We start from the raw sequence: 13,104 nt of genomic DNA on the forward strand, positions 1-13,104 counted from the left end.
AGTAAATCATAGAGTAGTTTAGATAAATCAATGCTTAGCTATATTTACTTTGCATAATCGTCAACTTTGCATAAGGCGGAGTAATCAGTCCGATACTGGCAAATCTATTTATGCACTATGCGTTTGATATGTGGATAACAAAGAATTATCCAAACGCACCATTTGAAAGATACGCAGATGATGCGATTATCCACTGTAGAAGTGAAAGAGAAGCAAAAGAAATATTAAACTCACTGTGAACGAGATTACAAGAGTGCAAATTAGAGCTTCATCCGCAAAAGACCAAGATTGTGTATTGTAAGGATAAGGATAGAAAATTCGAATATCCAACGACAGAATTTGATTTCCTTGGATATACCTTCAAAAGGGTATTCATGAAAGATAGAACTGGAAGACTGCAATTCAATTTCATTCTATCAGTAAGTAAGAAATCAGCGAAGTCTTTTAGAGATAAAATAAAAGCCAAGAAGATACACTCTATGACAGTTAGCAAGATAGACATAATAGCGGAAGTTCTAAATCCCGTGATACGTGGTTGGATAAACTACTTCGGAAAGTATAACAAGTCCGCCATGGAATACACATTAGATTGTGTAAACAGAAGACTTGTAAAATGGGCAATGTGCAAATACAAGCACTTTAGAAACAGACAAGAAAAAGCAAGAACATGGTTAAGAGAAGTAGCAAAACGAGAGCCCAACATGTTTCCACATTGGGCTGTTGGCTTTAAACCATAAGGTAAAATGATAAGAGCCGTATGAATCGAGAGGTTCACGTACGGTTCTGTGAGAGCATTGAGGTGAAATTCCTCTTTGCTACTCGACTGGGTTTATAGATTACCTATGAGGAATTGAAATGGAGGTACTTATGATTTATGTTGATGACAATTCTGTGTTTATAGATTACCTATGAGAAATTGAACGTAAGTGCATTATGCACTTACGTTACAGATGTTTTTGAAGCTGAGCGAATAGGTTTTAATAGAACTACAGTAGAATGTAAATTATAGTAAAATAGAATATGTCAATAAACAATTATTGAAAAACAACCTATTGATAAAGGGCAATTATTCATATACAATAAATAAAAATATTTACAAGTACTATTAAAGGAGTGGTTAAAATATCTAAAAAATTAACTTCTGTTGATAATGTAAAGATTATTTCACTTATTAATAATTCGCCTAAATATGACTCCTATTTAAAGGGTTGCTTTGGTGTTTCTTTTTGGATTGAAGCAGGCTCGGATAACAATAAAAAAATTATTCTTTTTGATGTGGGACCACTTGTTGAGCCATTAGTTTATAATGCAAAGTTAATGGGATTAAATTTATCAGATATTGATATGATTGTACTTTCACATTGTCATTTTGATCATACAGAAGCACTTCACGGTGTTATAAAAGAAATTGGACATAAGGTTTCTGTTTATGCTCACCCGGATATCTTCAGACCAAATTTTATTTTAGAACCAGAATATATGAACTATGCAATGAAAGATGAAAACAGCAAGGGGAATATTGAGAAATTAGGAGGAAATTTTATTTTAAGCAAAACTCCTATTGAAATATATCCCGGAGTGCTTGTAACAGGCGAAGTGGACAAGGTAACAGCTTTTGAAAAAACAGGAGGTGTTTCTTGCTTTACTATAGATGAGGAAGGACGTACAATTCCTGACCTATTGCAGGATGACTTGTCGTTAGTAATGAATGTTACAGGAAAAGGTCTTGTAATTATAACAGGATGCGGACATGCTGGGATAGTAAACATTATTAATCATTCTATTAAGATTACTAATATAAATCAAATTGAGGGAATTATCGGGGGTTTTCATCTTTTGGAAGCAAAGCAAGATAGGGTGGATAAAACTGTTGAATCAATAAAACAATTTTCTCCTCATTGGGTTGCTCCAACTCACTGCACAGGCATAATTCCAACAGCTAAATTTGCATTTGCTTTTGGAGATAAATTTAAGGAAATAAATGCGGGAGATATTATAGAAATCAACAGATGACATGTCGGTCAGGCATGTCATCTGTTCGGTTTATAGGGAGAAATTATAATCTTATCGAAAATTGATTGTCTTAAATTGAGAAGAAAAGTACCATAACAGGTGATATAATTTTAGAACAGGCGGTGATTTTTTGTATTTTGAATATGGAGATAAAGAAATTGAGTTACTGAAGAGAAGAGATAAGAAGCTGGGCGAAGCTATAGACAAGATTGGCCACATATACAGACAGGTTGATACAAATTTGTTCTCTTCGGTTATACATCATATTATAGGGCAGCAGATTTCCACAAGGGCTCAGGAGACCGTGTGGAGGAGGATTTGTGATAGTCTCGGAAATATAGATGCTAAAACCATATGCTCTATTGAACTAAATGAGCTGCAAGGCTTTGGGATGACGTTTAAAAAGGCAGGATATATAAAAGATTTTGCTGAGAGGGTCAGAAACGGGGATTTCGACATGAACCGGCTTGACGGACTTTCAGATGATGAGGTTGTGAGAGAGCTTTCGTCTATAAAGGGCATAGGCGTGTGGACGGCAGAAATGATAATGATATTCAGCATGCAGCGTTCGGATATTGTGAGCTTTGGAGATCTTGCAATTATACGCGGTATGAGGATGCTTTACCGTCACAAAAATATAGACAGAAAAAGGTTTGAGAGATATAAAAAGAGGTATTCGCCATACGGGACCGTTGCAAGCCTGTATTTGTGGGCAATTGCCGGAGGTGCGATACCTGAAATCAGTGATTGTACACCGAAAAAGAAAAATGGGTCAGGAAATGAGGTGCGAAAGGAGCATAGGAAATGATAAAACATGCATTTTATAATTTTGAATTTGGAACTTTGAAAATAGGGTATACGGAGTCAGCGATTATAAGCATTAGGACAGTTGGTAAAATAGATGACAAAGATGAACATTCGCAGCTTTCAGACATGGCATATGAGCAAATCTGCGAGTATATAAAAGGAAGACGAAAAACATTTGATTTCCCGTATGAGCTTCACGGCACGGAGTTTCAGAAACGTGTGTGGAATGAACTGTGCCGGATTCCTTACGGTGAAACCCGAACGTACAAGCAGGTTGCTGAGGCTGCAGGCAATTCGAAGGCAAGCCGTGCAGCTGGTGCAGCAAACGGAAAGAATCCGATTATGATTGTTATTCCGTGTCATCGTGTTATCGGTACTGATGGAAAACTTACCGGATATGCGGGAGGGATCGAATTAAAAAAAACTCTCCTCAACCTTGAGCAGGGTGCTAATAAAATTTATTGAAAAGACGAAAAAGTCCGAAAATATATTTGTGTGTAGCACCAAATTATGGGAACAATACTATATTAAAAACCGTCTATATTTTATAAGGGATAAAGTATTAATTTATGCTTATAAAAATTAAAAGGGGGTTTAAAAAAAATGAAGAAAATCAAAGCATTTGCAACTTATGTATTAGTATTGCTGCTGACGTTATCGTCATTAATGGTTTTTCCAAGCTATGCTTACGGCAGTACTGAGGTTGAAAAGTTTTCATTTAAAACAAAGGAAGGATATTATCTTTGTGCCGAGGATGGCGGAGGAGATATATTAACAGCAGACAGAACTGAAATAGGACCTTGGGAAAAGTTTGAAATTGTCAGTCTTTCAAAAGGATATGTTGCGTTAAAAAGCGACGAAGGATATTATTTGAGTGCTTCTGACGATGAGGAAAGTTTGCACGTTGAGAGTGCGGAAATCGGAAAAAGAGAGAGATTTACACTAGTTGAACTGGATAACAAAAAGTTTGCTCTTAAAACGTATTATGACAAATATGTTTGTGCGGAGAATGGTGGCGGTGGAAAGGTAGTTGCCGACAGAACAAAAATAGGTGAATGGGAATCTTTTGAACTTATTAAAAGTCAGGAAATCAAGGATGAAGAAAAAAGCACTCTGACTGCAAAAGTAAGTGATAAAGAGGTTAAACTTACATGGACTAAGGTAGAAAGTACAAAAAAAGTAGTTGGGTATAACCTTTATAGAAGTACAGTATCCGGGAAACAATCAAAAACTCCTGTAACAGATTTTCCGATAGAAAAAATATCATATACTGATAAAAATATTAAAGCAGATACAAAGTATTATTATGTAGTTAAGCCTGTATATAAGGATAAAACATTAGGTCCTGCATCCAATGAAGTGGAAGCTACTATGAAATCAACCATAACTTTAAGTGCAAAGTCAGTGTCTAACGGAGTTGAATTATCATGGAATAAGCCGAAATATTCCAATGAAATAGTTGGATACAATATATACAGAGCGACTCGATCAGGAAAGCAGTCAGATACTCCTATAACAGATTTCCCGATAGAGGGAACATCATATACCGATAAAAATATTGAAAATAATCAGACATATTATTATATATTAAAGGTAGTTTACAAGGATAAGACTCTTGGTGAACCAACCGCTGAAGTTTCAGTTAAATCAAATTTCGGTAAAACCATTGTTTTGCAGGTAGGAAGTAAATATATGCATGTTAATGGCAAGAAAATAGAAATAGACCCCGGAAAAAGAACGGAAGTAGTTATCAAAAATGGAAGGACATTCCTCCCTATCAGAGCGCTCATAGAAAATATGGGTGGTGAAGTGGAATGGGACCAATGGGAAAGAAAAGTAAGTTTGTATTTAAATAAGCATAAGATACATCTCTGGATTGGAAATAAGACTGCAAAGGTTGACGGAGTAAATAAAGAGACGGATGTAGAACCATATATTTCAGATAGTAACAGAACAATGCTTCCTTTAAGATTCATCGTTGAGAATTTTGACTGCGAAGTTGATTGGGATGGTACTACTAAGACAGTAACTATAAAAACCAAATAAAATCCAGGCTGCTGAAAAAGCCCTTGCGTCGTTGCCATTCAGTCGGTCAATCCTCACGTATGTCTAAATACGCGCGGTTGTCCGACTTCCGGCGCTTTGCAGGATAAACTTTTTCAACAGCCTGTTTTTGTTTAACATATTCCTTGACTTTGCAACTGTTTTTTTATAATATTAAGCGGGAGAATTAGCTTATGAACAAGATTATGGAATACGTGAGAAAACTTTTTTCCGGTGATATTATCGGATACATTATGATTTTTGGAGCAGGAACGCTTTGGGGCACAATAGGGTTGTTCGTAAAATTATTGGGCAGTGTCGGTGCAAGCACTTCACTTATAGCTTTTATGCGATTATTTATGGGCTTTTGCATTTTAATTCCTATTATGCTTTGTACGGGCGGTCTGAAAATATTTAAAATTGATAAAAAAGGTCTCATTCAATGTCTGCTGTTAGGTATATTAGCACAGGCACTTTTTAATTACTGCTACAATATAAGCATAGGAAATGTCGGAGTTGCTACTGCATCTATACTTTTATACACTGCCCCTGTGTTTGTATGTATTATGTCCAAAATAATTTTTAAGGAATTGATAGGAAAGCTCAAGGTTTTTGCTTTGGCTATAAACTTAGCAGGGTGCTTTTTAATGGTTACAGGCGGGGACTTATCGGCTTTTAAGATATCTGCTTTTGGAATTTTCTTTGGATTAGCGGCAGCCTTTTTATACAGTATGGTAACAATAGTGGGAAAAATTGCATCGGGCAACGTTCATCCGTTTACTATTGTTTTCTACAGCTTTTTGTTTGGATGGCTGACTCTTGGCATAATTTCTGCACCCTGGCAAGCTATTGCCGATGTCTCCGGTCTTAAATTCTGGATATATGCATCAGGGTATGGTCTGATACCGACGGTAGGGTCATATTTACTCTACATGGGCGGCTTGAGAAAGAATCTGGAAATATCAAAGGTACCGGTTATTGCGTCGGTTGAGACGGTTGTTGCAACATTGATAGGGGTATTCGTATTTAAAGAAAATCTTAATTTCATAAGTGTGTTGGGAATTATTATACTACTTTCTTCTATCGTTATTATGAATATGAAGTTAAAGGAAAGCCAAATTAAGGACGGCAATTAAATGCCGTCCTCTTTAAATGCTGTTTTTGCAATATTTATAGCTTCTTTAGCGTCCTTTGAATAGAAATCTGCTCCGATTTTATAAGCATAATCAGGAGTTAAGACTGCACCACCGACCATGATTTTTATGTTAGGAAAATCATTTTTTAAGATCTTTATAGTATCTTCCATATTTTTAACTGTGGTAGTCATTAAAGCGCTTAAGCCCACTAAATCAATATTTTCCTTATGTACGGCTTCAACGATTTTTTCTGTACTTACATCCTTACCTAAGTCTATGATTTTATATCCGTAATTCTCAAGGATGAGCTTAACTATATTTTTTCCTATATCGTGTATATCACCCTTTACCGTCGCCAAAAGTATTTTATCTCCGGCTATTATTTCACGGTTTTCCGTAATTGATTTTTCTTTTATAGCTTCAAAAGCTGTTTTGGAGGTTTCGGCACTTCTTATGAGCTGAGGCAGAAATATTTCTTGCTTTTCATATTTTTCGCCGACAATATCCAATGCAGGTATCATAAATTCATTTACTATTTCGATAGGATTGTATTGTTCTAAAAGTTTCAGGGAAACTTTTTTTGCTTCATCCTTCAATCCCTTTATAATAATATCCTTTAAGTCATCATTTGAGCTTAATACCGTACTTTCCGCAACTATATTTCCATAAGTGTGTATATAATTCCTGCTGTCCTTATCCTGATTAGCTAAAACCTTAAATGACCTTATAACATCCATTAACGCTTCATTGGTGGAATCTGTAATAGGTGCATCCAATCCGTAAGCTAAAGCCATCGCTAAGTAAGTAGTGTTCAACAGTTTCCTGTTAGGCAATCCAAAGGATACGTTGCTGGTACCCAATACTATCTTTACATTGTATTTGCTCTTAATTAAAGGAATTGCTTTAAGTGTTTCCATTACTGCTGCCTGATCAGCTGAAGCGGTCAATACGAGAGGGTCTATGAGTATATTTTCTTCTGGTATACCGTATGATTTAGCTGATTCTATTATCGTCGAGGCTATTTCCAGTCTTTTTGCAGAGGTTGTGGGGATACCGTCCTCATCCAGTGTCAATGCTACAACCAAGCAACCGTATTTTTTAATGATAGGAAATACTTTTTCCATGCTTTCCTTTTTGCCGTTAACAGAATTTATTATGGGCTTTCCGTTATATATTCTCGCAGCAGCATTTAAGACATCAATATTTGAGCTGTCTATCTGCAATGGCAGAGAAACTACACTTTGTACCTCGGTTATTGCCCTTATCATCATTTCTTTTTCGTTGATATCGGGAAGTCCCACATTTATATCCAATATTTCTGAACCGCTGTCCTGTTGTGATATAGCTTCTCTTATAACATAATCAAGATTATTTTCTCTCAAAGCTTCCTTTAATCTTTTTTTACCGGTCGGATTTATTCTTTCGCCTATAATTTTGACTTCTTCACCAAAAAATACTGTTTTTGAAGAGGAGGTTGCAGTTGTAAAGTGTTTTTTTATAATTTTTAACGGATTTAACCCATTCAATGCATTTGATAAGCTTTTAATATATTCAGGAGTGGTGCCGCAGCAGCCTCCGAATATTACAACACCCTTTTCTGCCATTATTCTTATTTCACGGCTGTACTCCTCCGGATCAATATCATAATATGTAGTATTATTTATATACTTGGGAAGACCTGCATTTGCCTGAACCATTACCGGTATTGAGCTATATTTCAGCAATTCATCAACTGTTGCCTGCAATTCCTTAGGACCTAAAGAGCAATTTACTCCAAGCACATCCACTCCCAGACCTTCTGCAACCGCAACGAATGTTGCTGTGTCGGTACCCGTAAATGTACGTCCGTTATTCTGAAATGACATAGTACAAAATACAGGAAGAGCATAGTTTTCTTTGGCGGCAAGTATTGCCGCCTTTAATTCGTAAATGTCAGTCATGGTTTCTATAAGTATTATATTTGCACCTGCTTTTACTCCCGATACTATTTGCTCTTTAAATATATCATAAGCTTCGTTAAAGCTTAGCGTACCTAACGGAGACAGAAGGGTCCCTATAGGACCAATATCCAATGCAATATATTTTTCTTTGAGACCCTCTGTGGCTTGTCTTGCTATCTTAACTGCAGCAGCAATAACTTCTTCTGTAGTATATGATGAATTTTTCAATTTCAGCCTGTTTGCGCCGAACGTATTTGTGGTTACAATATTTGCACCGGCATTTAAATATTCCTTATGGATATCGTAGATAACTTCAGGTTCTGATATATTTAATATTTCAGGTAATTCACCTGTTTTCAATCCGGACTTTTGCAGCATGGTACCCATCGCTCCATCAAAGAACAGGAATTTTTTATTTAATTTATCTAACACAGTTATTCTCCTTCCCCTGAAAATCACAATTGCCAAAAAGATTGCAGTTTAAACAGGATTTTTTAGTGGTTTCATCGCTCATTGAAAAACCTATAAAAGCCGTTACTGATTTTCTGGGAATCAATATGAATGAATCTGTAACAGAAAGGCCTATGAGCTTTTGTGCGTTTAAGGCGGTTAATATATCATTTTGATGAGAAATTGGTACATCTCCATAGCCCGGACTGTATCTGAATGTGATATTGCAGCCATCTTTTATTGCGAGCTCTTTTATTTCAGCTTCTGCCAAATCACAAAGATACTCAATACAGGAAGCTGCGCATGCATCAAATATAACGGCTTTAGATAAATTAGCCATGCTGTAATACTTGATTCTTTTTTCCACCTCAAACCCGAGAGTTGCCGCCATTACAGCCGATCTTTTGCAGTTTTTAAGAAGCTCTGTAAGGTCATTTGATTTTATATTTATCTGGTTTTCAAAAGAAATAATATTATTGTGTTCAGCAATATCAAAGATTCTGTAAACATATTTCAATTCGGTGATTTCTTTCAATTCAGCTATAGATTCATTGAGTAATATATCGGTTTCTTCATCAATATCTTTGCTTTTGTATGCAAGATATCTCAAAACCTCGGACTTATCTATTTTGATAAGGTTATTATTAAGATGATTTACTCTCATTTGTCAGCACACCCCTGATTGCAGAAATACTGCCTAATATTTTCTTTGCGGTAGAAGGCTTATTCATGGTATAAATATGAATTCCGTCAACCCCCCAGGATAACAGGTCTATTGTCTGGCTGATTGCATAGGATATGCCGGCCTCGGTTAAAGCAACCGGATTGTTTTCATACTTATCTAATATCCTTCTTAATTTCACAGGTATCATATTTCCGGTAAGATTTAATATTGTATTTATTTGATTTTTATTTAGTATCGGCATAATTCCTGTAATTATAGGTAAATTAATACCCTTTTTATGAACCTTGTCATAAAAATCATAAAACAATTCATTGTCGAAAAACATTTGGGTTATTAAGAAATCAGCACCTGAATCTGCTTTTCTTTTAAGAAAATCAATATCAGCATTCAGATCATAAGCTTCAGGATGCTTTTCCGGGTAGCATGCAGCTCCGATGCATAAATTTGTATTTTTTCTCAAATATTCTATGAGCTCCACTGAATTCTTAAAGCCGTCATTTGGCGGAGTATATGCTGCATCCTTTGGATAATCACCCCTTAAAGCTAAAACATTATGAATATTATTTTTTTTCAGCGAATTTATTATATTATTTATTTCATTTCTTGAAGATGATATGCAAGTGACATGGGCTATAGATGTTAAATTGCATTTATTTTGTATATGCGATGATATTTCAATTGTTCTGTCCTTTGTACTTCCTCCTGCTCCGTAGGTAACACTCATAAAATCCGGATATAAGCTATACAATTCATCGATTGAATCATATATTGTGTCTACAGGGTAATTTGCCTTAGGCGGAAAAATTTCAAATGATATTAAAGGGTTTTTTATTTTAAATTTATCTTTTATTTTCATTAAATCCTCCTTATATAAAACAAAAAATCTTTCCCGACATTGGGAAAGATATTATCTTTATGCATCCTCATCTGCCGGCTTCTAACCGCTGGAATTAGCACCATATATATGATATTGGTTGCCGGACTTCATAGGGCCAGATCCCTCCGTCGCTCTTGATGAATTTATTAAATTATTAAGTGACAGTATACAATTAATAGCATCTTATGTCAATAGCTAGAAAAAATATTTTTATGCAAACATTTTCATAATTATTATTTGCAGATTACCGTTTTGCCATCCTAGTGATAGCAAAAATATTGGTTAATGGGGCCTCAAAAGTTTTTTCTAACTATTTATATATAAATATGATATAATTAAAATTGATAAAATAGTTGGTTTTTAGGGCAGGTGAATGTTAAATGACTATTAGAGAAGATGCTTTTGTGATTATTCAGGAATCAATTAAAGCAGTCTTACCCCAGGCGGCAGTAATTAAAGCACTTGAAAAGAAAAATTTCTCGGGTGATGTTACAGTTGTGGCAGTAGGTAAGGCAGCTTGGACCATGGCTTTTGCCGCTAAGGAAAAGCTCGGGGATAAGGTCTTGAGGGGAATTATAGTTACTAAGTACGCCCATTCAAAAGGTCCGATAGAAGGATTTGAAATTATAGAAGCCGGACATCCGGTGCCTGACGAAAATTCTGTAATAGGTGCTGCGAAAGCTTTAGAGTTGGTAAAAAACCTTGACGAAAACGATGATGTTATATTTTTGGTATCGGGAGGCGGTTCTGCCATTTTTGAAAAGCCGATGGAGGGAATTGAGCTTGAAGATATTATGGATATCACTAATCAGCTGTTGAGTTCAGGTGCAGATATTGTTGAGATAAATACTATCAGGAAACACCTGTCGGACGTAAAGGGCGGGAGATTTGCACTTCATTGTAAAGCAAATATATTTTCTGTAGTTTTATCAGATGTTTTAGGAGACAGATTAGATTCGATTGCATCAGGACCGGCATATCCTGACAGTTCAACATCACAGCAGGCATTGGAAATCGTAGAAAAATATAAGCTTAAGGTGAACGAGAAGGTTCTTGAAGCTTTAAAGACAGAAACACCGAAGGAAATTAACAATTGTGAAACTGTAATAACAGGCAGTGTAAGCGAATTGTGCAGTGCTGCTTCAAGCATTGCAAAAAGTTTGGGATATCAACCTCTTTTATTGACATCTACGTTGGATTGCGAAGCAAAGGAAGCAGGAAGATTTATGGCGTCCGTAGGCAGAGAAATCAGAAGTGGTAATGGCTTAGCAACTCCTATAGCTGTAATTGCGGGCGGAGAAACAGTTGTTCATATCAGGGGTAAAGGTAAAGGCGGCAGAAATCAGGAATTATGCCTGTCGGCAGCCATAGGTATTGAAGGACTCAATGATACGGTTATATTTTCTGTAGGTTCAGACGGTACTGACGGTCCGACAGATGCGGCGGGCGGTATTGTGGATGGTGAAACAGCAAGCAAGATAAGATCTGCTGATATTCAACCTGAAGTATACCTCGATAATAACGATTCGTATAATGCTCTTAAAGTGAGCGGAGATTTAGTTATAACAGGTTCAACCGGAACCAATGTTAATGATTTGACCGTATTGCTTTGCAAATAAATATAAGTCCTCACATGCACATGTGAGGACTTAGCTTTTGCTTATTTATCTTTGAACTCTTCCGGAACCGTCTCCCTGAACCTTGTTGTTTTGCAATAATAATATAAGGATGGCTGTCTCAAATTAGGCAGTCTTTTTTCATATATAAGAGTTGTTTTTACGGTAATCATTATTATTAGAGATTCAGATATTGATGCTATAAATATTTTCTCGAAGAAATGTAATTAATATTGACAATAAATAAGAAAAATGATATTATACAAAAAAACAGAACAACGTTCCATGATACGGAACAACGATTTTTATACATTCTTAAGTAAAGGATTTCTTTAAATTCATATTATTTTACAAAACCAAGATACAGAATCTTAGTATGTGACGGGAATACGTTTGTCGACTTATAGAATATTTTTTTAATTTAGTGCAGCAGTAGGAATTTACTTAATAAATTGATGGGATATACTGGGGATAAAGGCTTATAAGAAGTTAGAAGTTACACCTTTTACAAAAAACATCCCTTAATTTCTGGGTTGTGGAGTTTTTAAACGCTTATAAATTATAAAAAATCGGAGGTAATATTTTATGAAAGACAAAGTATTTATGGTTATCGTTATTTTGTGTTTAGTACTTGTTGGGTGTAAGTCGAGTGATAGTGTAAGCAAAGCCCCAGAGGAACAATACAAAGTAGGGATAACAACCTTTAGCTTAGCAAACAATTTTATAAGGGTAGGTAGAGATACTGCAATTGAAGAAATTGAAAAGCTTGGAGGTATAGCATTAGCTAATGTAGATGATAATCTTCAAGGTAGAATTTCATCAATAGAAAACATGATAAACCAAGGTGTTGATGCAATAATAGTTCATGAAGGTGATGTTACTCAAGTAATACCTTCACTTGAAGAAGCACAGAAACAAGGCATATTGGTTGTTGCTATGAATTCTGGTCATACGGATATATTAGATTTATCAGTAGAACCTGATAATGAATATTTAGGTACAAAGGCCGGAGAAGAGTTAGTGGAACTGATGGGTGGAAAAGGAAACATAATAGAAATATATAATGATGCCGGAGCGATGATCAGAGCTAGAAAAGAGGCTGCACATGCTGTTCTTGATAAGCATCCGGATGTTAAAGTAACAGCTGGATTTGTATATGCATGGCCTGATTATTTCCCAGATGCAAAAGCGAAAATAGAATCAATTCTGCAGGCAAATCCTAATCCTGGAGATATTTCTGGAGTTTATGCTACATTCTATGGTGTTGGGATTGCCGCCTCTCAGGCGATTACTGAAGCTGGAAGACAAGATGAGATTGTAGTGGTGGGTATAGATTCTGATCCTGAAACTTATGAAGAAATGAAAAAAGAAAATAGCCCTTATAAAAGTACAGTTGAATCTGACCCGGAATTTCTGGCAACAGAAACAATTAATAGTCTATTTAAGATATTAGAAGGGGAAAAAATTTCAGATAGTCATATTTTTATTCCTGGAAAAGTTGTAAGAGCAAAGGATTTAGATTAGTATTAATTAATCA

Annotated in this window: 12 protein-coding genes and 1 riboswitch; of the genes, 9 read left to right on the forward strand and 3 right to left on the reverse strand. The window is 35.7% G+C overall.

What is annotated here, in order from left to right; all coding sequences use genetic code 11:
- Positions 1-83 precede the first annotated feature (83 nt).
- The 7 genes from HZF24_RS19055 to HZF24_RS11460 all read left to right on the forward strand — a co-directional run bounded on the left by HZF24_RS19055 (position 84) and on the right by HZF24_RS11460 (position 5,999).
- The gene (locus HZF24_RS19055; protein ID WP_322790740.1) at positions 84-239 is read left to right on the forward strand and encodes a reverse transcriptase domain-containing protein; all 156 of its coding nucleotides are present in this window, start codon (positions 84-86) and stop codon (positions 237-239) included.
- A 135-nt stretch (positions 240-374) separates the two neighbouring features.
- Positions 375-737, forward strand: coding sequence for a group II intron maturase-specific domain-containing protein (locus HZF24_RS19060; protein ID WP_246346103.1), 363 nt, complete (start codon positions 375-377; stop codon positions 735-737).
- 376 nt (positions 738-1,113) lie between these two features.
- The gene (locus HZF24_RS11440) at positions 1,114-2,013 is read left to right on the forward strand and encodes an MBL fold metallo-hydrolase (RefSeq protein WP_179238458.1); all 900 of its coding nucleotides are present in this window, start codon (positions 1,114-1,116) and stop codon (positions 2,011-2,013) included.
- 130 nt (positions 2,014-2,143) lie between these two features.
- Positions 2,144-2,821: a DNA-3-methyladenine glycosylase family protein gene (locus HZF24_RS11445; protein ID WP_179238459.1), complete on the forward strand. Its 678-nt coding sequence runs from the start codon at positions 2,144-2,146 to the stop codon at positions 2,819-2,821.
- Positions 2,818-3,285 (forward strand): methylated-DNA--[protein]-cysteine S-methyltransferase, encoded by a 468-nt coding sequence (locus HZF24_RS11450; protein WP_179238460.1) that lies wholly within the window; start codon positions 2,818-2,820, stop codon positions 3,283-3,285. Before HZF24_RS11445 ends, HZF24_RS11450 begins: the two co-directional genes overlap by 4 nt.
- A 138-nt stretch (positions 3,286-3,423) precedes the next feature.
- Entirely contained in the window at positions 3,424-4,866 is a 1,443-nt protein-coding gene (locus HZF24_RS11455; RefSeq protein ID WP_179238461.1) for a stalk domain-containing protein, read from the forward strand.
- Positions 4,867-5,057: 191 nt separating this feature from the next.
- The gene (locus HZF24_RS11460; RefSeq protein ID WP_179238462.1) at positions 5,058-5,999 is read left to right on the forward strand and encodes a DMT family transporter; all 942 of its coding nucleotides are present in this window, start codon (positions 5,058-5,060) and stop codon (positions 5,997-5,999) included.
- Here the strand turns inward: HZF24_RS11460 and HZF24_RS11465 are convergent.
- From HZF24_RS11465 to metF, 3 genes are read right to left on the reverse strand one after another with little or no spacing between them, the layout of a single operon-like run.
- Complete coding sequence (locus HZF24_RS11465) at positions 5,996-8,377, reverse strand: homocysteine S-methyltransferase family protein (protein WP_322790741.1); 2,382 nt, start codon at positions 8,375-8,377, stop codon at positions 5,996-5,998. The genes HZF24_RS11460 and HZF24_RS11465 overlap by 4 nt on opposite strands.
- The gene (locus HZF24_RS11470) at positions 8,361-9,053 is read right to left on the reverse strand and encodes a vitamin B12 dependent-methionine synthase activation domain-containing protein (protein ID WP_179238463.1); all 693 of its coding nucleotides are present in this window, start codon (positions 9,051-9,053) and stop codon (positions 8,361-8,363) included. Before HZF24_RS11470 ends, HZF24_RS11465 begins: the two co-directional genes overlap by 17 nt.
- On the reverse strand, positions 9,034-9,930 hold the full coding sequence (gene metF, locus HZF24_RS11475) for a methylenetetrahydrofolate reductase [NAD(P)H] (protein ID WP_179238464.1): 897 nt from the start codon (positions 9,928-9,930) through the stop codon (positions 9,034-9,036). The genes HZF24_RS11470 and metF overlap by 20 nt, the downstream gene beginning before the upstream one ends.
- Positions 9,931-9,994: 64 nt before the next feature.
- Positions 9,995-10,095: riboswitch (SAM riboswitch) on the reverse strand.
- Between the two features lie 236 nt (positions 10,096-10,331).
- Between metF and HZF24_RS11480 the strand changes: the two genes are divergently transcribed.
- A complete protein-coding gene (locus HZF24_RS11480; RefSeq protein ID WP_179238465.1) occupies positions 10,332-11,570 on the forward strand; it encodes a glycerate kinase type-2 family protein in 1,239 nt (412 codons plus the stop codon).
- A gap of 582 nt (positions 11,571-12,152) precedes the next feature.
- Positions 12,153-13,091 (forward strand): sugar ABC transporter substrate-binding protein, encoded by a 939-nt coding sequence (locus HZF24_RS11485; RefSeq protein WP_179238466.1) that lies wholly within the window; start codon positions 12,153-12,155, stop codon positions 13,089-13,091.
- The last annotated feature ends 13 nt before the right edge of the window (positions 13,092-13,104 follow it).

This window comes from Sedimentibacter hydroxybenzoicus DSM 7310 (genome assembly GCF_013403245.1).
GTDB lineage: Bacteria > Bacillota > Clostridia > Tissierellales > Sedimentibacteraceae > Sedimentibacter > Sedimentibacter hydroxybenzoicus.

Bases quoted from the DNA above. Each gene is read 5' to 3' on its own strand.
- HZF24_RS19060 (WP_246346103.1), top strand. From the start codon at position 375: ATGAAAGATAGAACTGGAAGACTGCAATTCAATTTCATTCTATCAGTA.
- HZF24_RS11450 (WP_179238460.1), top strand. From the start codon at position 2,818: ATGATAAAACATGCATTTTATAATTTTGAATTTGGAACTTTGAAAATA.
- HZF24_RS11455 (WP_179238461.1), top strand. From the start codon at position 3,424: ATGAAGAAAATCAAAGCATTTGCAACTTATGTATTAGTATTGCTGCTG.
- HZF24_RS11460 (WP_179238462.1), top strand. From the start codon at position 5,058: ATGAACAAGATTATGGAATACGTGAGAAAACTTTTTTCCGGTGATATT.
- HZF24_RS11470 (WP_179238463.1), bottom strand. From the start codon at position 9,053: ATGAGAGTAAATCATCTTAATAATAACCTTATCAAAATAGATAAGTCC.
- metF (WP_179238464.1), bottom strand. From the start codon at position 9,930: ATGAAAATAAAAGATAAATTTAAAATAAAAAACCCTTTAATATCATTT.
- HZF24_RS11480 (WP_179238465.1), top strand. From the start codon at position 10,332: ATGACTATTAGAGAAGATGCTTTTGTGATTATTCAGGAATCAATTAAA.
- HZF24_RS11485 (WP_179238466.1), top strand. From the start codon at position 12,153: ATGAAAGACAAAGTATTTATGGTTATCGTTATTTTGTGTTTAGTACTT.